This is a genomic window from Sediminibacter sp. Hel_I_10, assembly GCF_000688335.1.
In the GTDB taxonomy this organism is placed as follows: domain Bacteria; phylum Bacteroidota; class Bacteroidia; order Flavobacteriales; family Flavobacteriaceae; genus Psychroserpens.
The window spans coordinates 42,152-65,200 of record NZ_JHZX01000001.1; the positions used below are offsets into that span (position 1 = coordinate 42,152).

General features: G+C 35.9%; 25 protein-coding genes. 16 read left to right on the forward strand and 9 right to left on the reverse strand.

Annotated elements, in window-relative coordinates:
• Positions 1-51 precede the first annotated feature (51 nt).
• From P176_RS0100225 to P176_RS0100235, 3 genes are all read right to left on the reverse strand, one after another.
• The gene (locus P176_RS0100225; RefSeq protein WP_026752810.1) at positions 52-426 is read right to left on the reverse strand and encodes a hypothetical protein; all 375 of its coding nucleotides are present in this window, start codon (positions 424-426) and stop codon (positions 52-54) included.
• Positions 427-536: 110 nt separating this feature from the next.
• On the reverse strand, positions 537-2,090 hold the full coding sequence (locus tag P176_RS0100230) for a DEAD/DEAH box helicase (RefSeq protein ID WP_026752811.1): 1,554 nt from the start codon (positions 2,088-2,090) through the stop codon (positions 537-539).
• A gap of 106 nt (positions 2,091-2,196) precedes the next feature.
• Positions 2,197-3,081: a YihY/virulence factor BrkB family protein gene (locus P176_RS0100235; protein ID WP_026752812.1), complete on the reverse strand. Its 885-nt coding sequence runs from the start codon at positions 3,079-3,081 to the stop codon at positions 2,197-2,199.
• Positions 3,082-3,307: 226 nt separating this feature from the next.
• Between P176_RS0100235 and P176_RS0100240 the strand changes: the two genes are divergently transcribed.
• Positions 3,308-4,306 (forward strand): NADP-dependent oxidoreductase, encoded by a 999-nt coding sequence (locus P176_RS0100240; RefSeq protein WP_026752813.1) that lies wholly within the window; start codon positions 3,308-3,310, stop codon positions 4,304-4,306.
• Positions 4,307-4,378: 72 nt separating this feature from the next.
• Here P176_RS0100240 and P176_RS0100245 read toward each other — a convergent pair whose 3' ends face one another.
• The 3 genes from P176_RS0100245 to P176_RS0100255 all read right to left on the reverse strand — a co-directional run bounded on the left by P176_RS0100245 (position 4,379) and on the right by P176_RS0100255 (position 7,202).
• Entirely contained in the window at positions 4,379-4,786 is a 408-nt protein-coding gene (locus tag P176_RS0100245) for a hypothetical protein (protein ID WP_026752814.1), read from the reverse strand.
• A gap of 212 nt (positions 4,787-4,998) precedes the next feature.
• The gene (locus tag P176_RS0100250) at positions 4,999-6,048 is read right to left on the reverse strand and encodes an NAD(P)-dependent alcohol dehydrogenase (RefSeq protein ID WP_026752815.1); all 1,050 of its coding nucleotides are present in this window, start codon (positions 6,046-6,048) and stop codon (positions 4,999-5,001) included.
• 86 nt (positions 6,049-6,134) lie between these two features.
• Positions 6,135-7,202: an alkene reductase gene (locus P176_RS0100255; protein WP_026752816.1), complete on the reverse strand. Its 1,068-nt coding sequence runs from the start codon at positions 7,200-7,202 to the stop codon at positions 6,135-6,137.
• Positions 7,203-7,378: 176 nt separating this feature from the next.
• Here P176_RS0100255 and P176_RS0100260 point away from each other — a divergent pair, with 176 nt between their 5' ends.
• The 3 genes from P176_RS0100260 (at position 7,379) to P176_RS0100270 (ending at position 8,906) form a co-directional block, all read left to right on the forward strand.
• On the forward strand, positions 7,379-8,296 hold the full coding sequence (locus P176_RS0100260) for a mechanosensitive ion channel family protein (protein ID WP_026752817.1): 918 nt from the start codon (positions 7,379-7,381) through the stop codon (positions 8,294-8,296).
• Between the two features lie 91 nt (positions 8,297-8,387).
• Positions 8,388-8,531 (forward strand): YqaE/Pmp3 family membrane protein, encoded by a 144-nt coding sequence (locus P176_RS0100265; RefSeq protein ID WP_026752818.1) that lies wholly within the window; start codon positions 8,388-8,390, stop codon positions 8,529-8,531.
• Between the two features lie 78 nt (positions 8,532-8,609).
• Positions 8,610-8,906 (forward strand): hypothetical protein, encoded by a 297-nt coding sequence (locus P176_RS0100270; RefSeq protein WP_037348588.1) that lies wholly within the window; start codon positions 8,610-8,612, stop codon positions 8,904-8,906.
• 70 nt (positions 8,907-8,976) lie between these two features.
• Here the strand turns inward: P176_RS0100270 and P176_RS0100275 are convergent, their stop codons facing one another.
• Positions 8,977-9,603: an NADPH-dependent F420 reductase gene (locus P176_RS0100275; protein ID WP_026752820.1), complete on the reverse strand. Its 627-nt coding sequence runs from the start codon at positions 9,601-9,603 to the stop codon at positions 8,977-8,979.
• Positions 9,604-9,731: 128 nt separating this feature from the next.
• Positions 9,732-10,853: a DEAD/DEAH box helicase gene (locus tag P176_RS0100280; RefSeq protein WP_026752821.1), complete on the reverse strand. Its 1,122-nt coding sequence runs from the start codon at positions 10,851-10,853 to the stop codon at positions 9,732-9,734.
• Between the two features lie 266 nt (positions 10,854-11,119).
• Here P176_RS0100280 and P176_RS20315 point away from each other — a divergent pair, with 266 nt between their 5' ends.
• The 8 genes from P176_RS20315 (at position 11,120) to P176_RS0100320 (ending at position 17,551) form a co-directional block, all read left to right on the forward strand.
• Positions 11,120-11,791, forward strand: a complete 672-nt coding sequence (locus tag P176_RS20315; protein ID WP_026752822.1) for a carboxypeptidase-like regulatory domain-containing protein — start codon at positions 11,120-11,122, stop codon at positions 11,789-11,791.
• A 156-nt stretch (positions 11,792-11,947) separates the two neighbouring features.
• Positions 11,948-12,808: a transglutaminase domain-containing protein gene (locus P176_RS0100290; protein WP_037348590.1), complete on the forward strand. Its 861-nt coding sequence runs from the start codon at positions 11,948-11,950 to the stop codon at positions 12,806-12,808.
• A gap of 68 nt (positions 12,809-12,876) precedes the next feature.
• Positions 12,877-13,683, forward strand: coding sequence for a DUF1853 family protein (locus tag P176_RS0100295; RefSeq protein ID WP_026752824.1), 807 nt, complete (start codon positions 12,877-12,879; stop codon positions 13,681-13,683).
• A 307-nt stretch (positions 13,684-13,990) separates the two neighbouring features.
• Positions 13,991-14,842 carry an alpha/beta fold hydrolase gene (locus tag P176_RS0100300; RefSeq protein ID WP_026752825.1) on the forward strand — a complete coding sequence of 284 codons (852 nt, stop codon included), beginning with the start codon at positions 13,991-13,993 and terminating at the stop codon, positions 14,840-14,842.
• Positions 14,842-15,330 (forward strand): RNA polymerase sigma factor, encoded by a 489-nt coding sequence (locus P176_RS0100305; protein ID WP_037349072.1) that lies wholly within the window; start codon positions 14,842-14,844, stop codon positions 15,328-15,330. Before P176_RS0100300 ends, P176_RS0100305 begins: the two co-directional genes overlap by 1 nt.
• Positions 15,320-15,871, forward strand: coding sequence for a hypothetical protein (locus P176_RS0100310; protein ID WP_026752827.1), 552 nt, complete (start codon positions 15,320-15,322; stop codon positions 15,869-15,871). The genes P176_RS0100305 and P176_RS0100310 overlap by 11 nt, the downstream gene beginning before the upstream one ends.
• Positions 15,872-16,071: 200 nt before the next feature.
• Complete coding sequence (locus P176_RS0100315) at positions 16,072-16,866, forward strand: hypothetical protein (protein WP_026752828.1); 795 nt, start codon at positions 16,072-16,074, stop codon at positions 16,864-16,866.
• A gap of 100 nt (positions 16,867-16,966) precedes the next feature.
• The gene (locus tag P176_RS0100320; RefSeq protein ID WP_026752829.1) at positions 16,967-17,551 is read left to right on the forward strand and encodes an outer membrane beta-barrel protein; all 585 of its coding nucleotides are present in this window, start codon (positions 16,967-16,969) and stop codon (positions 17,549-17,551) included.
• Between the two features lie 68 nt (positions 17,552-17,619).
• On the opposite strand, the gene P176_RS0100325 is transcribed toward P176_RS0100320, so the two are convergent.
• The gene (locus P176_RS0100325) at positions 17,620-17,976 is read right to left on the reverse strand and encodes a DUF983 domain-containing protein (RefSeq protein ID WP_026752830.1); all 357 of its coding nucleotides are present in this window, start codon (positions 17,974-17,976) and stop codon (positions 17,620-17,622) included.
• A 99-nt stretch (positions 17,977-18,075) separates the two neighbouring features.
• Here P176_RS0100325 and P176_RS0100330 point away from each other — a divergent pair, with 99 nt between their 5' ends.
• The 4 genes from P176_RS0100330 (at position 18,076) to P176_RS0100345 (ending at position 22,933) form a co-directional block, all read left to right on the forward strand.
• Positions 18,076-18,954, forward strand: a complete 879-nt coding sequence (locus tag P176_RS0100330; protein WP_026752831.1) for an AraC family transcriptional regulator — start codon at positions 18,076-18,078, stop codon at positions 18,952-18,954.
• A gap of 408 nt (positions 18,955-19,362) precedes the next feature.
• The gene (locus tag P176_RS0100335; RefSeq protein ID WP_026752832.1) at positions 19,363-19,959 is read left to right on the forward strand and encodes an SET domain-containing protein; all 597 of its coding nucleotides are present in this window, start codon (positions 19,363-19,365) and stop codon (positions 19,957-19,959) included.
• Positions 19,960-20,055: 96 nt separating this feature from the next.
• Complete coding sequence (locus tag P176_RS0100340; protein ID WP_026752833.1) at positions 20,056-22,362, forward strand: type IA DNA topoisomerase; 2,307 nt, start codon at positions 20,056-20,058, stop codon at positions 22,360-22,362.
• Positions 22,355-22,933: a pseudouridine synthase gene (locus P176_RS0100345; protein ID WP_026752834.1), complete on the forward strand. Its 579-nt coding sequence runs from the start codon at positions 22,355-22,357 to the stop codon at positions 22,931-22,933. The genes P176_RS0100340 and P176_RS0100345 overlap by 8 nt, the downstream gene beginning before the upstream one ends.
• The last annotated feature ends 116 nt before the right edge of the window (positions 22,934-23,049 follow it).

The window sequence follows — 23,049 nt, forward strand, 5'->3', positions numbered from 1 at the left end:
TATTAACGTATTTGCCATTTATAGGTGCTTGAATCAAATATTTTGATTTGCTTATTTCTTTTCTTTTTCTACAACTTTTAGAGGTTGAATCGTGGGTTTGATATCTTTGTAAAGATCCATTTGAATCCGAGTAAGTACATCGTTCATCGCCAAGGTTTCTTCTGCCTGTAAATTAACCAACGCGTTCAATTCTGCTTCGCCCTCATTATTATCCATAATTTTTTTGCGCAAAATTAAGAAGTCTTCAACCTTCTTTTTAAACAACTCCTTCTGCTTGTAAGTCATTGCTAATTTTTGATCGTACTGATCTGTAATATTATCTGCAACTTCTTCCGTTTTTAAAGAGGTATCTTCTACTGAAGGATGCCCTTGAGCAAATGAAAAGAAAGAAACTAAAATAAATGTGATTGTAAATATACGTGTCATGATTATATGTTTTTCTTTTAATATAATCGCATCACTCTAATTCTTCAATTTTTTTAAGCTTTATTAACTTAATTTAAGAGCTTTTAACGGTTTTAGTGAGAAATCTATCTTCATTCTTCAGGAGGGTGCCCATGAATATCCTCAAAAACTTCATCAAAATTTTGACGTAAGTAGCTATTCAGTTTTTTTCTATAATCATCACGTAACCATTTGATGAAATTATAGGTGCTCTTACTAATGCATTTTGCATAGACCTCAATTCTTGCATCAATATCCTCTCCTAACATTTTGGCAAGGGCTAAAGCATCATAAACATCTTCGCTATTCTCTACGCAGATTCTAGCATGTTGCTCAATGGAGCGTTCCAAAACCACCTTAGAAGATTCTCCACTAAATGTAGCATCTTTATAGACCTGCTTAATATCAAAGTACACCTCTTCAGAATCTGAGAACTCCTCTCTGAGCTCGTCAGACATTACATGTTTAAACTCACTTTCTATGGTCTCGTCATCTTTAAGACGATCCATATAATAATTTGGCGAGCGAAAAATAGCTCCCCAATCCAGATCGGCTCCCCATGGACCAAATCGGTGATAATTATTACCTAAATCAATCACCGTAAATTTCGATTTGTTGTTAAGAATACGTGATCCCCTACCAATCATTTGATAATATAAGGTAAGTGATTTTGTGGCACGATTAAGAATGATGGTGTCTATGGTAGGCTCATCAAAACCGGTGGTTAAAATACTCACCGAAGTTAGAATGGCATTTGGAGTTTCTTTAAACCATTTCAGAATCTGTTTTCTTTGTTTTTTTGTAGCGGTATTATCTAGGTGCATTACCGGTAAACCTGCCTCCTTAAAGGTATGATACACCATAATTGACGTATTGATACCATTGTTGAAAATCAAGGCTTTTTTATTGTTGGAGTGTTTTTTATAGGCGTCCAATGTTTTCTCTAACATCGCTGGACTTGTATAAAGATCTTCAGAAGATTTTACGGTATAATCACCATTGCTTCCAATCTCTAAAGATGTTAAGCCCATATCATATTGAAAGACCTCTGCTCTAGCCAAAAATTCATTTTCGATTAAAGCTTCTATTGACTCTCCTGCAATAAGTTCGTTATAATTATCCTTCATAGGAAGGTCTTTATTAGAACTTAACGGGGTAGCCGTTACTCCCAAAATAAATGAATTCTCAAAAAACTTAAACAGCTTTGTAAAAGAGTTGTAGTGTGCCTCATCAATAATAACCAAACCTACATCAGAAATGTCGAGTTTATCATCATTAAGTCTATTGTTAAGCGTTTCTACCATGGCCACATAGCAGCTATAATCTTGTTGATCATCAAGATTTGCTTTACTATCTACCACCTTGTTGGTCACCCCAAAATTGGTAAGCATTGTAGAGGTTTGCTTGCAAAGCTCTACACGGTGTGTCATGACCAATACCTTCTTCTGGTGATTTTTTAAATATTGGCGTACCATCTCAGAGAAAATAACGGTCTTACCTCCCCCTGTTGGCAATTGGTATAATAAATGGTGATTATCGGGAGCGGTATCAAATTTCTCGAAGATTTGATCAATGGCTCCTTTTTGATAGGTATATAATTCTTTGTCTGTTTTTTTGTCTTGAAGTCCTAATTCCTGATCTGTCATGCTTTGTTTTTGAGAACTACAAAGTTAATGCCTTCGTCTTTTAGATGCGAGCGATTTTAAGTAAAATTTAAAATTATCCAATATCCCGCATGGATTGCCTATTTATTTACGCAGAACTATCTTCGGTATCTTCTGTGATAAGATAGGTATCAGAATAGACCTTAGTAAAATGGGCACCATAAAATAGAATCAAGCTTGAATAAGACACCCAGAGCATGATCAAAATAATTGAGCCCGCAGCCCCATAAGTAGAACCGGGTTGCATTTCACTAAAATAGATGGCCAACAGGTATTTACCAATCATAAATAATATGGCGGTAATTGCAGCACCGATTCTAACTGCTCTCCATCGTATTGATTTACTAGGTAGAAATTTAAACATGGCTGCAAAGAGCACGTATATAAACCCTAAGGATAACACAATATCAAAAATGTAAATAAACTGAAAGAGATACTCTGGCAATAAATCCTTTAAGCGTCTGCTAAACGTGCTTAATAAAGACGTTAAAATAAAACTGACCAGCAGCAAAAATCCTAGAATAAGTATAAACCCAAAACTTTTAAGCCGGCTCATTAAGGTGGCCACAATACCGTTGCTATACTTCTCCTCTGCTTTCCAAATTTGGTCAAAAGTAGATTGCAATTGAAAAAACACACCCGTTGCACCATAAATCAAAGTCCCTATACCAACAATTGTTGCAAACACCGAAGTCGATTTGCTCCCTTGATCTACAATCATCATTCTTATAGAATCTGCTGTTTCTGGACCTAGTGCTGATGAAATTTCTCCCAACAATTCTCCCTGAACAATATCTCTTCCCCAAATGCTTCCTACAACGTTCAAGATGATAATGATTAACGCTGGCAGGGATAAAATGGCGTAGTATGCCACAATCGCACTAAGCCTAAACGGTTCATCATTAAACCAAATTTTACCAGTTTTAACCAATAACTTCGGAAGGTGTTGTAATTTAAAAGTTGGTGAATCCATTAATTAAAAACAATTTTTACAGGCATTTTTAGCCAACATTAAATGTAAGTAAGAATTTACAAAGCCACTAGCCTATTGCCTTCGGAATATAGATAAACTATTGTTAAAACCCAGCATTGCCTCCTAGGTTTATAGGCCCAAAAGTCAACCGGGTTAATATTTTTAGTAACACAGCACAACTTTGATATCAAAATCATCATCTTAGAGTACATAAAAATATACACACATGAAAACTCAAACTATAGTATTAAAAAGTAGACCCGACGGTAAACCAAAAGAATCCGATTTTGGATTTGTAGAGGACACCCTCAAAGCATTGTCATCTGGTGAGATTCTACTCAAATTGCAATACGTATCTGTAGATCCTTATTTAAGGGGACGCATGAGCGATGCAAAATCTTACGTTGAACCTTTTGAGATTGACAAACCGATGTCGTCATTGGTGGTGGCCAAGGTCACAGATTCTAAAAACGATAAGTTTAAAAAAGACGATATGGTTACAGGAATGCTTCCGTGGAAAAAAGAGCAAATTTCTAACGGTGAGAACATTCAAAAAATTGACGACAAAGATGTCCCTCTATCTGCCTACCTAGGCGTATTAGGCATGACAGGTCTAACGGCCTATTTAGGGCTTACAGAAATTGGAAAACCTAAAAAAGGGGAAACCTTAGTTGTCTCTGGCGCAGCGGGTGCCGTAGGAAGTACCGTGGGGCAAATAGGTAAAATAATGGGCTGTAAGGTAGTAGGTATCGCTGGTACCGACGAAAAAGTAGATAAACTCAAATCGAAATTTGGTTATAATGAGGGCATCAATTACAATACTACAGATGATATGGGAGCAGCCATTAAAAAAAATTGTCCAGATGGTGTAGACATCTATTTTGATAATGTTGGTGGTGAGATTTCAGATGCCATCTTGTTCAATATTAATAAGTTTTCTAGAACGATCAATTGTGGAGCCATTGCCGTTTACAATGAAACGTCTACGCCAAAAAGCGTGAGTGTAAGACCGTTTCTTATTAAGAACAGTGCCTTAATGCAAGGTTTTATTATTGGAAACTACGCTGATAAATTTGGTGAAGCGCGTAAGCAACTTGCACAGTATTTAAAAGAAGATCAATTAACTTATGAAGAAACTATTGTAGAGGGTTTTGAAAATATCCCGAGTGCATTTATGGGTTTATTTGAAGGCAAAAATACTGGTAAGATGATCGTAAAAATCTAAGATGGTGACCTAGCATAAAAAAAGGGAAGCGATCTATCGCTTCCCTTTTCTTATTTATCTGCTTCGTGATTTTTAGTTTTTCGAATTTATCAAACCAACATGTAATTTCACAAATAAACCTATTGAGCAAATTGCCATTAGCGCAATTGATAATTGCCAGAATAAAACTTTACCCGAATTTGAAAGTCCAAATTCAATTAATTTTAAAATGAAAAAACCAAACATTAAAACGCCTCCAATGAGCATACATAAAGTCAACCATGGAGACTTTATACATTTAAGTTTATTCTTTTTTGATTGATTGAAAACTGAACCAAGAAAAAATGCACAAAGCGTAAAATTAATGTAAAATTGATTTAACCATTTAAATGCATCTCTATTTAAATCATTTTGGATTAGTATGAACACCGCGAAACCAAAAAGAGTTATTAATAAGATCGTGAAAATAGAAACTAAAATAGTTAATGGAACTTTTAACATTACGATAGGTGTTTTAATTTAGAATAGCGCCTTAGCAATCAATATATTACACTGAACATAAAGATAATAATTATAAAAACATCTAAATCAAAATTTGTATTGTTAAAAAAATATCGTGTGGCACACAAAAATCTTGATTCAAAAAAGAGTTATAAAACAAAAAAGGGAAGCGATAGATCGCTTCCCTCTTTTAATTATCTGCCTAAGATTTTTTAATTTTTCAATGATTCCATATCGATTACAAAACGATACTTCACATCAGAATCCTTCACTCGTTGGTAAGCATCATTGATATTATCCATATTGATCATCTCAATATCACTTACAATATTATGTTTTCCACAGAAATCTAACATCTCTTGGGTTTCTTTAATACCTCCAATCAACGATCCTGCAACACGTTTTCTTCCCATAATAAGGTTTCCACCGTGCATTGGCTCTAAGGGCTCTATGGCACCTACCATAACCATCGTTGAATCTCGTTTCAGCAATTGTAAATAAGGATTAATATCATGTTTTACAGGTACAGTGTTCAACAGAAAATCAAAAGAACCTTGATGTTTCTTCATCGCTTCTTCATCTTTTGAGATCAACACCTCATCAGCACCTAAGGATTTCGCGTCTTCTGCCTTCCCAGGAGAAGTTGTAATCATAACCACATGCGCTCCCATGGCGTGAGCAAATTTGATCCCCATATGACCTAAACCGCCAAGACCAATCACTCCTACTTTATCTCCTTTTTTCACATTCCAATGCGCCAATGGAGAATACGTTGTGATACCAGCACATAATAAAGGTGCAGTAGCTTTTTCATCTAGATTGTTCGGGACGCTTAATACAAACTCTTCGCGCACTACTATCATTTCAGAATAGCCGCCATAGGTGTTTTTGCCCGTATGTTTGTTCTTACCGTTATAAGTAGCGGTCATGCCTTTTTCACAAAACTGCTCCATGTCGTCTTCGCAAGCTCCACATTCTTGACATGAATCTACCATACAGCCAACGCCTACTAAATCATCTTTTTTGTAGTTTTTTACGTCATCACCAACAGCCACAACTCTACCAATAATTTCATGGCCTGGCACTACTGGGTATTTACTGTTATTCCAATCGTTATCCACTTGATGAATATCACTATGACAAACACCACAGTAGGTTATTTTTATTTGAACGTCATTAGGTTGTAAATCGCGACGTTCTATAGTCATTTCTTTTAAATTTGCGCCTTGTTCGTCCGCGCCATAAGCTTTTATCTTATTCATTTCAATTTTAATTTTAGTTCGTTTTAATTAATTGTATCTCAAGATGCAGTGAATTGAGCATCTAGATTTTTTCCTTCACAGTTACTTTAATAATCTGTATAACCTTCCTTTCCTGGTGTGTAAAAAAGGTCTGGATTGGGATCTGTTAATTCTTCTCCATTTTTAATTTTTTCCACAAAATCAGGATTTGAGATAAAAGAGCGTCCTACATAAGCTAAATCAAAGCCTTCCTCTAAAACCGCTTTGGCTTTTTTCTCTGAATCAATATCACCACCAGTAATAACAGTACCTGCAAATGTGCCTTTGATCGTTTCCTTAATATCCGTTTTAAAATCTGGAGACCCCATGGCTTCTCGATGATCTACAATATGAATGTAAGCAATACCTAAAGCTTTCAATTCTGCCGCCAAATACACGTACAATTCTTCTAAATCTTCAAAATAAGGCTCCACATCATTCATAGAACCATAAGGAGAAAAACGAATTCCCACTTTATGTGCACCTACTGCAGCAACTACTTTCTTGGCAGTTTCGATAACAAAACGAGCTCTGTTCTCAAAGTTACCACCATAATTATCTGTACGTAAATTAGATTTTGGATTTAAAAATTGCTCCATCAAATACCCATTGGCTGCGTGTAATTCTACTCCATCAACCCCAGCTCTTACTAAGTTTTCTGCACAGTTTACATATTCGCGTTGGGCGTTATCGATATCTTCCTGCAACATCGCTTTTGGTGTTTCGTGGTCAACTTCACCCTTAGCATCGGTATACATTTTGCCATCTGCCTTAACCGCACTTGGTGCTAGCGTCGTACCTTCAGCAGGTAAATTTTCATTGGCTGTAATACGGCCTGTGTGCATCAATTGCACAAAAAACACACCGCCTTGATCGTGAATGCCTTTAGCAATATCTCCCCAGCCCTCTACTTGCGCTGGTGAAAAAGCACCAGGAATTCTAGGATATCCTAATCCGTTAACGGAGGGTGATGTGCCTTCTGAAATAATTAAACCCGCACCCGCTCTTTGCGAATAATAAGTTTTCATTAAATCGTTTGGGATATTATCAATAGCTCTTGAGCGCGTCATGGGCGCCATCACTATTCTATTCTTCAGGGTAATGTCCCCTAATTTGTAAGATTCGTATAATTTCATAGTTTGTTTTTGTTTGATTAATTACAATATAATGCCTCTAATCCTTTTATTTTAACGCATACAATTTCAATACTGACGCAAAGCATCTTTATCCATTCTCGCGATAAAAGACCAATTTTTAGATTTTCAGTTAATCAAACATTAAAAATGGCAGTATTTTGAACCAAACTTAAATTATGCAGCAACCAACAACTACCAAAACCGTAACAGAATCTTTTCATGATTATGTCACCTCATTTATTGATCAACTCCCTAATATTGCCATTGCAATCGTTATAATTATATTGGGAACGCTTATTGGCTCTTGGCTGGGACGTTTTGCTAGAGCCCGTATTTCTGCAAGAACAGCAGATCCTTTGATGAGTAAATTTTTGGGGAAAGCCATTAAATATACTTTAATTGTCATTGCCATTATGCTCGCTTTAAGAGCGGCAGGCCTTGGAGGTATTGCAGCTGGCATTTTAACTGCTGCCGGAGCAAGTGCTGTGGTTTTAGGATTTGCATTTAAGGATATTGGTGAAAATTTTATCGCAGGGATCATTTTATCTTTTAACCGTCCGTTTGATGTGAACGATACAGTTGAAATTGGGGACAACTTCGGAAAAGTAAAAGCCTTGGAGTTTCGATATACCAAATTGAAAACGTTTGACGGAAAAGATGTGTATATCCCGAACAGTGACGTCCTTACAGAACCTGTTACCAATTACACCGAAGATGGCTTTTTCCGTTGGACCTTTACTATAGGTATTGCTTATGAAGATAACATTGATGGCGCCAAATCTACCGTTATGGAAGCGCTTAGAAGAGAACCCAATGTTATTGAAGATGAAGAGCACGAGAATTTTGTGATAGAAGATGAACTTGCTACAAGTACCGTTAATCTTAAAGTGTTCTTTTGGGTAGATACTAAGGATTTTCGACGTATGGCACTTATCACCAAAGGTAATGTGGTACGCCAGGTAAAGGAAGCCTTAGAAGATGCTGGGTACTATTTACCTGCAGACATACAAGAAATCAAGCTTTATGGTGGAGAGAGCGATTTCACTGTGCGTCTTGCCGATGATAAGGTTACAGATAAGTTAAAACAAAAGTAGTCTCGGTATATGGATTAATAATTTCTGTTTTAGCGACAGTTTTATGGGACTTGTAGAATTAACTTGTCATGAACCAAAAAAACACAATCATATGTTAACTATAATTTTAAATATTCTTTTACCACCATTAGCTGTATTCTTAAATCACGGTCTAGGTACTGAGTTTCTAATTAGTTTATTATTGACCCTAGTAGGATGGCTACCTGGTGTAATTTATGCATTTTACGTAAATTAATAAGATGCGGTATCTAATCTTAAGGATTAGATGCCTTACTTTTTAATAACTGTAATTAACCAAAATTAAATGTATACTATGTCAAACGATAATAAAAAGAAAGAAGAAAACACGTATAATCCTGAAATTACAAAAGAAGATAAACAAGCTTTGGGCGACAAGGCCGGTAACCTCAAGACCGATATGAGCGATGATGAATTGCTTAAAAATCGGGAAAAGGATGTTGACTTTACAGGAAAAGATCTTGATGTTCCGGGAAGGGATTTACCTAGCGATAAAACAAAGAAAACGCTTAAAGATGAAGAGAATTCACTTTATGGTCAAGGCGGACCAGGGAATGAAGATCTAGAGCGTACTTCAGAACATGTTAAATAATAACTTCACATATATCTATAAAAAAAGGACTGCAAAACTGCAGTCCTTTTTTTATAGATATCATTTGGAATTAACGCATCATGTCTTCTAATTCTTGACGCCCTACTGATTTTCCGTAGAGTTTTTGATCAGGATCCATTTGTTTGGTACTTCTAAGATCTCCAACATAAACAGCATCAAACCCAATGTCTTCAATAAGTTGTCTGGTCTTATTTTTACTGTCTTCATCTTGCGCGGCATAAGGAATAGCAACCTTATCAGTTGTTCTCCAAGCTCTATCTTTTAAATGCTCTGCATGAATTGTATTGAATGCCTTAGCCGTTTTTGCGGTTCCAAATTTCATGGCCGTATATTCCGAAGCATTACGATTGCTATCTTTTACCTCTTGTGCCATGTCTCCGTCACGTTCTGGATACGGATTAGTAGCATCAATAATAATTTTACCACCATATTCTCCTGCATACAATTCCGATAAGCGATCAATGGCTTTGTACGGTGTTGCCAAAAGATATACGTCTGCATTTGCTTCAAAAGCCTCTTCAATACTTACAGCTTTGGCTTTACCGTCACTCTCGCGAACTAAATCGCCCAATTCTTCAGGGTGTCTTGAACTAAAGAGCACTTCATGCCCTGCTTTTGCCCAATGCTTTCCTAAGTTTCCGCCAATATTTCCACTTCCTATAACTCCTATTTTCATGATATATGTGTTTTGATTAAAAACTAAATATCTTAAAAAACAAGCATATCGGTAAACGTAAACGAATTACATTTTAACCCATATGATGGGAGCCTTCCTGTTAAAGCCTCAAATACGACTTGGTTGTCTTACAAGGTTAGTTGCTTGAACTTGATATCCAGGTCTTTTTGAATTTTCTGAATTTCTTGCTCTTCGCCAGAAATGATGAGCGCAATAGACTCGCCTGTTTTACCAGCTCTCGCGGTACGACCACTACGGTGCGTATAATATTCTAATTGATCTGGAAGTTGGTGGTGTATCACAAACGCTAAATTGTTAACGTCTATGCCTCGAGCCGATACATCAGTTGAGATTAAAAACTGTAGTGATTCATTTTTAAAGGCGCGCATTACTTTATCACGTTCCTTTTGTTGCATATCGCCTTGAAGCGCATCTACCGAAAAGCCTTCTGCTTTTAATTTCTCGGTAAGTTGCATGGCTCCTGCTTTGGTTCTTGTAAAAATGATTCCGCGGTCTTCACTGTACTTATCTAATAGACGAATGACCATATTGGTTTTCTCCTTAATTGAAGTCACCACATAATGATGCGAGATATTGGCGTTAACCAAACTGTTTTTGTCTATCTCAATTCTCACCGCTTTAGGGCTCATATAGGTTTTCACCATTTTTTCAATTTCCTCTGGCATTGTAGCAGAAAATAACCACGTATGTCTGGTACCCGTTGTGTATTTCAAAATTTTGTTGAGATCCTGCTTAAAGCCCATGCTCAACATTTCATCAGCTTCATCAAGCACCAAGATGTCAATGTTCTTGATATTGATTTCTCCACGTTCAATAAAATCCAATAAGCGTCCCGGAGTAGCCACGATAATATGAGTGGTACGTTGAATTCGTTTTAATTGAATATCCATTTTCTCTCCGCCATAAATGCCTTCAGAGAAAATTTTATCCTCGCTATATTTTGTAAACTTGAAAAGCTGTTTTTGAATTTGTTGCACCAATTCTCGTGTAGGCGCTAAAATTAAGGCTTGAACATGATCTGCCTTCGGATTAATGTTTTGAAGAATTGGCAGTCCGAAAGCGGCGGTTTTTCCTGTTCCCGTTTGCGCCAAACCTACTAAATCTGTATTGTTTTTCAACAAGATTGGGATTGCCTGCTCCTGTATATCTGTAGGAGTCTTAATATTGAGCTCCTTTAATCCCTTTACTAGAGATTTACGAATGCCTAAATCAAAAAAAGTCGTTGCCATAGTGCGTAATTATTGAGTACAAAGGTAGCGTAAACACTACGTATTTAGCAAGTTTAAGTAATATATATCACCACCGTAAGCTGATTTAATTACCGCATGTGCCCATTCTTGGTTCACTTATTTAGTGCGCTCATCATTTTAAAAGTTACAAACTAAATAAAAGAGACCGTTTACCCACTGAAAAGGGCATTTCGCTCATTATGGGTTTTTAACCACAGGATAAGACTTTAGGTTTGATGTTTTGTAACACTAAAAACCTGAAGATTATGAAAAAGCAATTCCAATTGAACATTAAAACACCTTGCTCTGAGAAATTTGATCAGTTCTCCCCCACTACCCAAGGCGGCTTTTGCGGCTCCTGTGAAAAAGAAGTGATTGACTTCACCAGTATGAAGGCTCATGAGGTTGCCCACTATTTTAAACACAACGCCTCTCAAAATACCTGCGGGAGATTCAATAGTACCCAATTGCAACCCTTTCAGCAAAAAAGAACCACTATGGGATTTCTTACCGGTATTGGTTTGGCTTGTCTCTCCTTATTTTCTATATCTACAGGTCAGGCGCAAGAGGCCAACACGCCAACAGCTACAGGTGAAAAGAAACCACTAGCAATTAAAGCCTCTCAATTTGAAAATGATATCGTGGTGAAAGGTCATGTGACCGATGGTGTCGCTCCTCTGCCTGGAGCTAATATTCTATTGCAAGGCACCACTATAGGAACCACCACCAATTTTGACGGCGATTTTGAGTTTCCTAGAACACTAAAAAAAGGTGACGTTCTTATTTTTAGTTATCTGGGCTTTACATCTCAAAAAGTAGTGATTACCAATGAGGATGCGGCACTGGCGATAGCTCTTGAAGTCAATATGAAAATGGACGCCTGTATCATCATGGGAAAAGTGGCTGTAAAAGAGGTGTATAGTTCTAAAAAAAATTAACAAAAGTTCTAAATGAAAACGTTGCTCCTATTCTTTTTCTTAGTCATTTTATATAGCACGCATGCACAAATTTCAGATTTTGATGCCATTGATTTTAGCAGAGAAGATCGGGTCGCCCAATGAAACGAAGGGAGCAGTTTAAATAATCTCCCGTTGTTGGCGTATCAACTCACCAATAACCTACCAACCGAAGCAGAAAAATTTCGGTCAATTTACACTTGGGTCTGTAATAATATTAGAGGCGATATGAGACAGCAAAACATCGTGAGCCGAAAACGCAAAACCTATCAAAATGATGAAAGCGAGTATCTCAAATGGAACGAAGAGTACAAAAAAACGGCATTTAAAAAGCTGCTAAAATATAAAAAAACCATGTGTACCGGTTATGTCTATCTCATTAAGGAACTCTGTTTTTTGGCGAATATCCATTGTGAAATTATCGATGGCTATGGCAGAACAGTAGCCACTAACGTGGATAGCTTAGAGGTGGCTAATCATTCGTGGAATGCTGTGTTTCTCAACAATAAATGGTATTTGTGCGATGCCACTTGGTCTAGTGGTTATTTACGCAACGGATCGACCTTTGTTAAGGATTATAACGATGGTTATTTTTTAGCTGATCCTGAATTATTTGGAAGCAACCACTATCCATTGCAGACCAAATGGTTATTAGAAGCATCCATTTCTCCAAGCACTTTTGTGAAAGCCCCATTAATCTACGACGACGCATTTCAGCATCAAATCATACCAGCAACTTCAACAGCTTTTAATGTTGGAACTAGCATAAACAGTGACATCATCTTTAAGTATCGAACCCTCAAGCCAATAAACCCCAAGCACATTCAATTGGTAAGCTATTCGCATCAAGGTGAAAAAAATCTCAAGATTAAAAATGTAATTTCAGAAAATGGTTTACTGTCCTTCACTTATGCTTTTGACCATAAAGGCACCTATGATGTGCATTTAAAAGTTGACAAAGACATGATCTCCACCCATATCATACACGTCTCAAAATAGTGACAGCTGATCAATCTTAGCCCATCGCTTAAGTATCTCAAAGATAATTGTAAATTAGGGCTCTATTTATGGAAGAGATACTCAATTTACAAGCATTATACCAAGGCTTCTGCGCTACGCCACTACTATGGAAACAGGACGACATAAGAGGTTTGCACCAATTAGAAATCACAGACTTTAGTCTCCATTTTCTTCGGAAATTGGAACGACCATTACGCTTGGGGCAACTGGCAGAACGCTTTGTTTTTAACCAGATGGATACTGCCGAAGATTTTGAAAGTATTGCCGAAAACATTCAAATTCAAGACGGCAAACAGACCGTAGGAGAGTTGGATGCCTTGATCAAACATCACCGCTCCCCCATTCATTTAGAAATCGTTTATAAATTTTACCTATATGATGCGAGCTTGGGCAGCAATACCATAGTACGTTGGATTGGTCCCAATCGCAAAGACAGCTTTTCTGAAAAGCTCGATAAGCTAAGTCAAAAACAATTGCCATTATTGCACACAGACACTTGTCAACCGGTTCTCAGACAATTAGGATTAGAGGCTCAACAATTAGAACAACGGGTTTTATTCAAGGCGCAGTTGTTTGCGCCTTATGGAGAACAGGTGGATTTTGAAAAGCTCAACCCTAAAGCTCTTAAAGGGTTTTATTTGCATAGAAACCAGTTGCAACACTTCAAAGCCAGTAAGTTTTATATCCCCAAAAAATTAGACTGGTTTTTAGACCCAATAGCAGATGTGATTTGGAGCTCTTGGCAAACTTTTATAAGCACGGTAGATCTGCTTTTAGAAAACCACAGAGCACCGATGATTTGGATAAAAGATGAAACCGGAACTCTACACAAAGTCTTTTTGGTATGGTGGTAAAATACTTATAAGCTATTGGTTAAACTTTTGATCTTATGTGAATTTAGTGCTGATTTGGCAACTAAATAGGAGATATCTGTAATAATTATGTAGAACCTATTAAGATCTTACTAGTCATAAACTCGTTGTTAAATTATAGAAAATTATCTACTACAATTTTTTAGCGGTTCTTAAAGAGCCAAAATATTTCACAAACTAATATTACACCTTCTTAGCGCGTAAAAAAATCATTTCTTTGAGTATTCTTTAAAACACATGTAACATTTTTTGATTTCCGCATCTAAAGAGAAATCAAAACTTAGAAACCATGAAACAACTTATTTTATTACTCTTCTTTTTTTCTTTTACTTTAGTAATCTACGCGCAAGATGAAAATCAACCGATCTACGTTGAAGTTACAGGAAAAGGCAATCCGATTCTATTGATTCCTGGCTTTACAGTTCCTGGTGATGTATGGTATCCTTTGGTAAAAGTATTAGAAAAAAATTACGAATGTCACATCGTTACCTTAGCTGGTTTTGGAGGAAAAAAGCCCATTAGCTTTCCTTGGTTACCAAAAGTTAATGCGTCTATTAAAGATTATATCTCAAAAAATAAATTACAAAATGTAACGATAATTGGTCATAGCTTAGGCGGTACAGTGGCTACTTGGCTTGCTACCAATAAGGATTTAAACCTTTCAAAAATAATTTTGGTGGATGCGCTACCGGCTTCGGGAGCTTTAATGATTCCTAATTTTAATCCTGAAAACTTAGCGTATGACAACCCCTATAGCAATCAACAATTGGCAATGGATGATGCCACCTTTGCGCAAACTGCAACAGCGCTATCAAAAAGCATGAGCCTTAATGCATCGGCACAAGAAAAAATCAAAAATTGGATTTTAGAATCTGATCGAAAAACCTATGTTTACGGCTACACAGATTATCTTAAATTAGATCTCAGAGAAGATTTAAAAAAGATTTCAATCCCTGTTACCATAATTGCAGCATCAGAACCCTACGGAATAGACACGACAATGAAAACATATAAAAACCAATATGAAAATTTAAAAAATTACGATTTCATTGTGGCAGAAAACAGCGCTCATTTTATAATGCTAGACCAACCTGAATGGTTTTTAGAACAAATACAAATGATTTTATTATCACAAGAATAATGACAGAAACGGACTTTACCAAAATTTATAATTCATACGCTTCTAAGGTCCATAGGTTATGTTTAGGATATGCTTCTGGTAATAATGACCTTGCAAATGAATGGCTTCAAGAGACTTTTATAAAGGTGTGGAAACATAGAAATTCATTTAAAGGCAACTCAGCTATTGACACTTGGATCTACAGAATTGCAGTAAATGTATGTTTGGGAGATTTACGTAAATCCAATAAGAATATTCCAATTAATGAAGCTGTTTTATCAAATAGTAAAACAGGTGATTATGATGACGATAATGAAAAAAATATTAAAAAAATGTATCAGTGTATTGATCAACTAAACGAACAGAATAGAGCTTTGATATTATTAGAATTAGAAAATATTGCTCAGGCCACCATTGCAGAGACTGTTGGTCTAGCCCACGGCACATTGAGAACGCGCTTGAGTCGTATTCGCAAATCACTTTTAAAATGTATTAAAAATGACAAATGATAGTTTAGATAACATATGGGAGACACAAGATAAAAACATCTCAAATTACGATCCTAAGGACCTAATTGCGAAAGCAAAAAAACAACGGAGTGGCCAATATATCAATATCACGGTTATGTCAATAACAGTAATTATATTAATTACCTATACTTTCTATTTTGCATTTAATCAATGGAATACATTTAATTTAGGTTTAATGCTTATGATCTTAAGCCTTACATTCCGAGTTATATTGGAGTTTTATTCTGTATATCGCAAAGAGAGTCAGCTTATTACAATGAACCATAAATCTTATCACACCTATCTCAAAAAATACTATAAAATTCGATTAGCTGTAAATTACCTCATTACACCAATCTGCATTATAGTTTATAGTATTGGGTTCTATCTGCTATTGCCTTACTTTAAGACATACTTTTCCGAGGCATTCTATAACTATATTCTAATTTCTGGTATCATATCTCTACTTGTAGTCATTTGTATCATAATCTCTGGTACTATTAAAGAACATCGTTTTTTAAAGCAGTTAAATAAAATATAAAATTAGAAACATCCAATAGCATATAGAAATGGATAATGTATATAAAGAACCTCTATCTAATGAAGCCGATTTTAAATAAATACTAATAAATCTCTTTATTTTATGAGCCGTGGCAACTGAAAATCTTTTTATTTTTTAAGTTTGTTTATTAAATGAAATTGAAAATCATATACAAAAACGTATTTAAAACATTTTTTTAAATGAATAAACTTAACCTGCTAATTATAATTTTAATTGGAATCACAATTTTAGCCTGTTCATCTGATGATAACAATCAAAATGCCTTTAATCAAAGTCAAAAATTAATAAAAAAAATAACCGTTTCGCAAAATGATATATCTCAATCTATTTTGACGTTTGAATATGGTAATAATAAACTGGTCTCACTAACCAATGATCTTGACCGAAAAACGGAATATGCTTACTTAGGAAGTCAATTAGATTACGAGCGTATTTTAGAATATAACTTTCAAACAGAAATTTATGACTTAGAATATGAGCAAACTGATTTTGAATATGAAAATAATATTCTTAAGTCTGATGTAGTCACCGTGAACGGAAATCCTATTCAAAAGCACGACTACTTCCTGCAAAGTAGTGGAAAAATAGTTTTATATAATTTTTTCAACTTCACAAATAATCAATGGAATTCTGGAGGCAGCCGAATTTTCGAATATTCTTATGGAAATATCATTCAAGAAGTTCAAACGGATAATACCGATGCTGTCGTTTTTAAACTTCAATACACATATGACGATAAAAAACACCCGCTAAAAAACTTAGATATCCAAATCAAGAGACGAATTTGGGGCTATAGACTCAATGCCATGAATGAAAATAATATCTTGTCTTATGCCACCTATGATGAAAATAACAATCTTCTAAGTTCCTTCTCCTATGCTTATCAATATGATGCTGATGGTTTTCCCATTGAAAGAGAAAAAACAGATAGTAACGGTCAGGTTGTAGAAACCATTAGTTACGAATATGAGTAAAAACTACCTCTCTTTCCCTTTAATCAATTTAAAAACTCCTAAAAAAACGGAACAATTATTACTGTCTGCTACGCATCATCACATCTAAAAACAAACGGTTATGAAAAAAAATTTAGTAGTAACAGCAGTTCTTGTATTAAGCATCTTTAATGGATTTTCACAATCTCAAAAAAACGATCTCAAATTAACCCTCTCTGCATTGCCGCTCTTCGGGTCTTCTGAAGGCTTTAAATCTGGCATTATTGGTATTGTCGTCAAACCTGCCATTGGATATTTTATTTCAAATAACACTTCAATAGACATCAATTTTTCTTACGCCACACTGAAAGACCTTAAAGTAGGTAGCGTTGACTCTTACTATAATTCTTATGCGTTTGTACCCACCTTAAGGCATCATTTTTTAAACAAACAAAAACTAAGAGTATTTGGTGAATTTGGTTTTGGCCTTGGGACCATAAAGTATGATGCAGATGATGACGAATTACGAAATTCACAACACAGTGATTTAAGCGGTGGTATTTCGGTTCTCAATATTGGCGTTGGAGCCAATTACTTTTTCAATGAAAAGTTGGGTCTCGAAATCATCATCCCTTATATTAACTCTAAGAACATCACTTCTAACAAGGCAGATAACTTATACTCTGGCGTTGGACCAACACTGGGGCTAGCCTATGTGCTGAATTAAAGCTAAAAAGAGGGATGCTATAAAGCGTCCCTCCTTTCTATAATTTAAATGGTTTTCGATTTTAAAACCTACGATTCTTTCTTGTAAAACATATACAGCCAGATGGATTTTGAAATCCTGAGATTGAAGGCTCCTGTTAAAATAGATAAGCTAGCAATAACCATAAAAACATGTAGCGGCGAAAGGTCTAAAAAGTGCCAAAATACAACTAGACTCGTAATCATTTCAGCAACAGCAATGCCGTAATTTACAAACATAGCCCCAAAGAAAAAACCAGGTTCTTTTTCAAATTTAAAGTGACACTCGCTACAATGCGCGTTCATTTTAGGCATTTGCAATAAAAAAATATTCCCTTTTTTATAAAAAAGTTCTCCTTTTTCGCACTTAGGACATTTGCAGGTTAAGATATTGACTACTGTGTTCATAACTTTTCGATCTTAATGTTCTTTAACAAAGGTAGAAGTTCGGTTACTCGTTTATCTTATAGTTTTAACGCCATTTTTTGTACATTTCGGACATTTAGCATGAAGATCCCTGTTTTAAATATCAATCAATTTGAAGACCTAAGGCCTTTGAACGGCTTGTATGTCAATGATTTTTCAGCTCATATCAAAGCCAATAAAGATCTTATAGATAAGCCCCATAGCCATGATTTCTTTTTATGTGTGCTTTTTACAGAAGGAACTGGCACCCATGAAATTGATTTTCACTCTTATGACATACAACCGGGAACAGTGTTTTTTCTAAAACCTGGACAAAACCATTTCTGGAAATTCAAGACAAGCCCTAAAGGTTTTATTTTTTTCCATTCGCAAGCATTTTACGAAATGAAGTTTTTGAATCATAGACTTAGCGCCTTTCCATTTTATTATTCCTATCAAAATCCACCTTATCTCGATCTAAATTCAAATCAATTAATAAAGACAGAACAGCTTTTTAGTCAAGTTTTTCAAGAGTTTAAACAACAGCAGCACTTTAGGGAGTTGAAAATCGTCAATCTCATCAATAGCATTTACATAGACCTTACAAGGGCATACACGTCTCATATCAATCCACAAAAACTGCTCCCTCCAAATTATTTGAAAACCTTGGAGCATCTAGAGCATTTAATTGACGAGAATTTTTATAATGAAAAGCTGCCTGTATTTTATGCCAAAACTTTAAGCATGACCACCAAGCACCTAAACAGAATTGTAAAAACAACAATAGACAAAACCACAAGTGAGCTAATTTCTGAAAGAATTATACTAGAAGCAAAACGTCTCATTGTGCATTCTGAAGGCAACTTATCCTCGGTTGCAGATACTTTGGAATTTACGGATTATGCCTATTTCTCTAAGGTTTTTAAAACCAAAACAGGATTTACACCGCTAGAATTCAGAAAGAAATATATTATAGATTGATGAGTAATAGCTATAAATCGGGTATTCCTGTTTTGAAATCTTCCTAGTTTTAAAAATGACACTTTACTTAAAAAGACCTGGTTTGCTTTAACTTCAGGCCTAAAATAGTCTTATCTAAAACTACTCATAAAATCGTTAGCTCACCAAAAGCACTAAAATTCTTTTAATTACGTTGATTTTCTTAACTTTATAGGAAGCCTAATAAAACGCGATGAATTCTCTAAAGGATTAGATTACTGTTCTTCAAATTATTAGCTTAAATCAAACAAAAATGACCGTACGTTATACAATCGGTTAAAATAGCATTAAGATTAATTTCTAAAGAGCAAAAAAAGCGTTTGAATTCAAATTAATTTTAAGTTTTGTATGCTACAAATGTCTAAATTCATACCACTAAAAATTAATTATATGATACACCCAAAAACAGAAGTGCAATATATCAATGATGATGTTGGCTATGGCTTAGTTGCTACAGAATTTATTCCCGCTGGTACCATTAAATGGGTTTTAGATCCTTTAGATCGGGAGTTTACCCCATCACAAATTTCGAACTTACCTCCTAATACTCAAGAAATTTTAGACATCTATTCTTATCGTAATAGTAAAGGAAACCATGTGCTTTGCTGGGATGATGGTAAATATGTGAACCATAGTTTTAAGTCCAATTGCCTCACCACCGCTTATGATTTTGAGATCGCGGTTAGGGACATTCAACCTGGTGAGCAATTGACCGATGATTATGGGTACCTCAATATTTCAGAACCATTTAAAGGTATTGATGAAGGTACCGAGCGTAAAGTGGTATATCCTGATGACTTGGTGAATTTTCATGCTGTTTGGGATAAGCAACTCAACGCCGTCTTTGGTCATATTGTTACTTTAGACCAACCCCTAAAAAAATGGGTCTCTAGTACGATTTGGAAAAAGATCCAAGACATTACAGTCGGTAAAACAAAAATGGATTCCATACTTAAAAACTACTTCAACAGCACTTCTAAAGTTTAATCACCTGAAATACAGAATAGCAAAACTTAACCCTTCAGAATAGATAATTTTTGGGTAATTTTGAAGTCCGTAATCTTTAAAATTATCCAAAATATCTTGAAAGTCTGCATTGCCGAAAAACCTAGCGTAGCACGAGAAATAGCCCAAGTACTTGGAGCTAACACTAAGCATGATGGTTATTTTGAAGGCAATGGCTATGCTGTAACCTATACTTTCGGACACCTTTGCACGCTTTTAGAGCCTAATGACTATAAACCTTATTGGAAAAGTTGGGATCTTAACAATCTGCCCATGTTACCAGAGAAGTTTAAAACCAAGGTCGTTGGTAACTCTGGCATACAAAAACAGTTTAAAATTGTAAAATCCTTGTTTGACAAGGCCGAAGTTGTCATTAACTGCGGAGATGCCGGTACAGAGGGAGAATTGATACAACGTTGGGTTTTAGATCAAGCCAATTATAAGGGCAAAGTGCAGCGTTTATGGATCTCTTCATTAACAACGGAAGCCATTAAAGAGGGTTTTGAAAATCTAAAATCATCTGAAAGTTATGACAATCTGTACTACGCTGGATTTTCTCGTGCTATTGGCGATTGGTTGTTAGGAATGAATGCCACAAGATTGTATACCCTCAAACATGGCGGCTATAAACAAGTATTATCTGTTGGCCGTGTGCAAACACCAACCTTGGCCATGATGGTCAATAGATTTAAGGAAATTGAAAATTTTAAGCCCCAGCCTTATTGGGAGTTGCAAACCTTATATCGTGATACCTTATTTGCCTACGAAGAAGGACGTTTTCTCAAAATGGAAGATGGAGAAGTCCTTGCTAAAAAAGTGAAAGAGCATGATTTTGAAATCGTTTCTGTTACCAAAAAGAAAGGCAAAGAGTATGCTCCTAAACTTTTTGATTTAACTGGTCTTCAAGTCTATTGTAACACTAAATTTGGTTTTTCAGCAGATGACACGTTAAAAATTGTACAGACATTATATGAGCAAAAAGTGGTTACATATCCTAGGGTAGACACCACGTTTTTACCTTCGGATGTCTATCCAAAAGTGGCCGGAATTCTTAAAAACCTGACCAAATACCAGGAGCTGACTCAATCTCTTCTAGATAAAAAAATCAAAAAATCATCGAAAGTTTTTAATGATAAAAAAGTAACCGATCACCACGCGATTATTCCAACAGGAGTTGAGATCCATTTACAGTATAACCAACAACGGGTTTATGACATCATTGTAAAACGATTTATCGCAGTATTCTATCCCGATTGTGATGTCTCTAATACCACAGTTGTGGGCAAAGCAGATGATGTTCATTTTAAGACTACCGGCAAAGAAATTTTAAAAGAGGGTTGGAAAACGGTGTTTAAGTTTGGAAAAACGGCTTCAAGCACTAACTCCAAGGAAACTGATTTACCCAATTTCAATAAAGGGGAAAAGGGACCTCATGAGCCTTCCTTTTTAGAAAAACAAACCAAACCACCTAATCAATTTACCGAGGCCTCCCTCCTGCGTGCCATGGAAACCGCAGGAAAACAAGTAGATAATGATGAACTTCGGGACTTAATGAAAGAGAACGGTATTGGTCGTCCTTCTACCCGCGCCAATATTATCGAAACGCTGTTTAAGCGCCAGTATATTAAACGTAATAAGAAACAGTTACTGCCAACGGTTACCGGTATTGCACTAATTGATACCATTCAAAACGAACTTTTGAAATCGGCCGAGCTAACCGGACTTTGGGAGAAGCAATTGAAAGACATTGAAAAAGGCACTTATAGTGCTGGCCGTTTTATCAGCAACATGAAAAAAATGGTAGATGATCTGGTGTATGAAGTACGCAGCGAAACTGCTCGTGCCAACATTTCTCAAGCCGCTGTGGTAAAACAACGTCAAGCAACTGTAAAAACGACCAAAATCAAAGGTATTGCAGAAGAAATCTGTCCCAAATGCAAAAAAGGACAGCTGCTCAAAGGAAAATCGGCTTATGGCTGTAGCCAATTCAAATCGGGTTGTGACTTCGTTTTACCTTTTAAAGCTTTCGGCAAGACCATTTCGGAAAAACAGTTTATCAGATTACTAAAAAAAGGATCTACCGTAAATCTTAAGGGGTTTACTTCGGAAACAGGAAAAACTGAAGGCCTATTGCGCTTTGATGATCATTTTAAATTAGTGCTAGAACCTAAAAAAACGAAAGTTTCCGCAGAAAAAAAGAGCGATCCGCTTACTTGTCCTAAATGTCAAAAAGGAACCGTTATCAAAGGAAAAACGGCCTATGGTTGCTCCGCTTATGCCACAGGATGTGATTTTAGAATGAGTTTTGATGCTATTAGAGCCAAGGCAAAAGATCGAAAACTCACCAAGGAATTGGTTTATGATATCTTGAAATCCAATGTCTAAGGCTGTCCATAGGCATTTTAAATTATTTAAACCTTACGGCTATTTGAGCCAGTTTCAAACCAATGCCAAGCATGAGGTAAATAAAACATTTTTGGGAGAACTCTATGATTTCCCTGAAGGAACAATGGCTATTGGTCGCTTAGACAAAGATTCCGAAGGACTTTTATTACTCACTACAGACGGAAAAACAAGCTATAAAATTACAGGTACAAATACCCAAAAGGAGTATTATGTACAGGTGGACGGTATAGTGCGACAAGACGCTATTGATGCTTTACAGAACGGCGTTAGCATTAGTCATAAATCAGAAACTTACGTTACAAAACCATGCAAGGTCTTTGAACTTGAGGAGGCTCCTGATTTTCCTGAACGTGCAAAAAAAATTCGTGATGAGCGTCACGGACCAACAACATGGTTATCCATAACAATTAGTGAAGGTAAATTTCGACAAGTAAGAAAAATGACTGCTCAAGTAGGGCTCCCGACATTACGTTTGGTGCGGGTTCGTGTTGGAGACATCACCTTAGAGGACTTAGATATGGGACAAGTTGCAGAGCTCAATACGCTATAAAATCAATTGAATATTACCAGAAGTGCTTATTTAATTTTAAATTGAAAACAAAAAAAACGATCAATACACCAATTTGTGTTTTTTTAAGTGTCTTAAACACCACCTAATTTTTTTTC

Coding starts and splice junctions, on each gene's coding strand:
- P176_RS0100225 (WP_026752810.1), bottom strand. CDS start 426: ATGACACGTATATTTACAATCACATTTATTTTAGTTTCTTTCTTTTCA.
- P176_RS0100230 (WP_026752811.1), bottom strand. CDS start 2,090: ATGACAGATCAGGAATTAGGACTTCAAGACAAAAAAACAGACAAAGAA.
- P176_RS0100235 (WP_026752812.1), bottom strand. CDS start 3,081: ATGGATTCACCAACTTTTAAATTACAACACCTTCCGAAGTTATTGGTT.
- P176_RS0100240 (WP_026752813.1), top strand. CDS start 3,308: ATGAAAACTCAAACTATAGTATTAAAAAGTAGACCCGACGGTAAACCA.
- P176_RS0100245 (WP_026752814.1), bottom strand. CDS start 4,786: ATGTTAAAAGTTCCATTAACTATTTTAGTTTCTATTTTCACGATCTTA.
- P176_RS0100250 (WP_026752815.1), bottom strand. CDS start 6,048: ATGAATAAGATAAAAGCTTATGGCGCGGACGAACAAGGCGCAAATTTA.
- P176_RS0100255 (WP_026752816.1), bottom strand. CDS start 7,202: ATGAAATTATACGAATCTTACAAATTAGGGGACATTACCCTGAAGAAT.
- P176_RS0100260 (WP_026752817.1), top strand. CDS start 7,379: ATGCAGCAACCAACAACTACCAAAACCGTAACAGAATCTTTTCATGAT.
- P176_RS0100265 (WP_026752818.1), top strand. CDS start 8,388: ATGTTAACTATAATTTTAAATATTCTTTTACCACCATTAGCTGTATTC.
- P176_RS0100270 (WP_037348588.1), top strand. CDS start 8,610: ATGTCAAACGATAATAAAAAGAAAGAAGAAAACACGTATAATCCTGAA.
- P176_RS0100275 (WP_026752820.1), bottom strand. CDS start 9,603: ATGAAAATAGGAGTTATAGGAAGTGGAAATATTGGCGGAAACTTAGGA.
- P176_RS0100280 (WP_026752821.1), bottom strand. CDS start 10,853: ATGGCAACGACTTTTTTTGATTTAGGCATTCGTAAATCTCTAGTAAAG.
- P176_RS20315 (WP_026752822.1), top strand. CDS start 11,120: ATGAAAAAGCAATTCCAATTGAACATTAAAACACCTTGCTCTGAGAAA.
- P176_RS0100295 (WP_026752824.1), top strand. CDS start 12,877: ATGGAAGAGATACTCAATTTACAAGCATTATACCAAGGCTTCTGCGCT.
- P176_RS0100300 (WP_026752825.1), top strand. CDS start 13,991: ATGAAACAACTTATTTTATTACTCTTCTTTTTTTCTTTTACTTTAGTA.
- P176_RS0100305 (WP_037349072.1), top strand. CDS start 14,842: ATGACAGAAACGGACTTTACCAAAATTTATAATTCATACGCTTCTAAG.
- P176_RS0100310 (WP_026752827.1), top strand. CDS start 15,320: ATGACAAATGATAGTTTAGATAACATATGGGAGACACAAGATAAAAAC.
- P176_RS0100315 (WP_026752828.1), top strand. CDS start 16,072: ATGAATAAACTTAACCTGCTAATTATAATTTTAATTGGAATCACAATT.
- P176_RS0100320 (WP_026752829.1), top strand. CDS start 16,967: ATGAAAAAAAATTTAGTAGTAACAGCAGTTCTTGTATTAAGCATCTTT.
- P176_RS0100325 (WP_026752830.1), bottom strand. CDS start 17,976: ATGAACACAGTAGTCAATATCTTAACCTGCAAATGTCCTAAGTGCGAA.
- P176_RS0100330 (WP_026752831.1), top strand. CDS start 18,076: ATGAAGATCCCTGTTTTAAATATCAATCAATTTGAAGACCTAAGGCCT.
- P176_RS0100335 (WP_026752832.1), top strand. CDS start 19,363: ATGATACACCCAAAAACAGAAGTGCAATATATCAATGATGATGTTGGC.
- P176_RS0100345 (WP_026752834.1), top strand. CDS start 22,355: ATGTCTAAGGCTGTCCATAGGCATTTTAAATTATTTAAACCTTACGGC.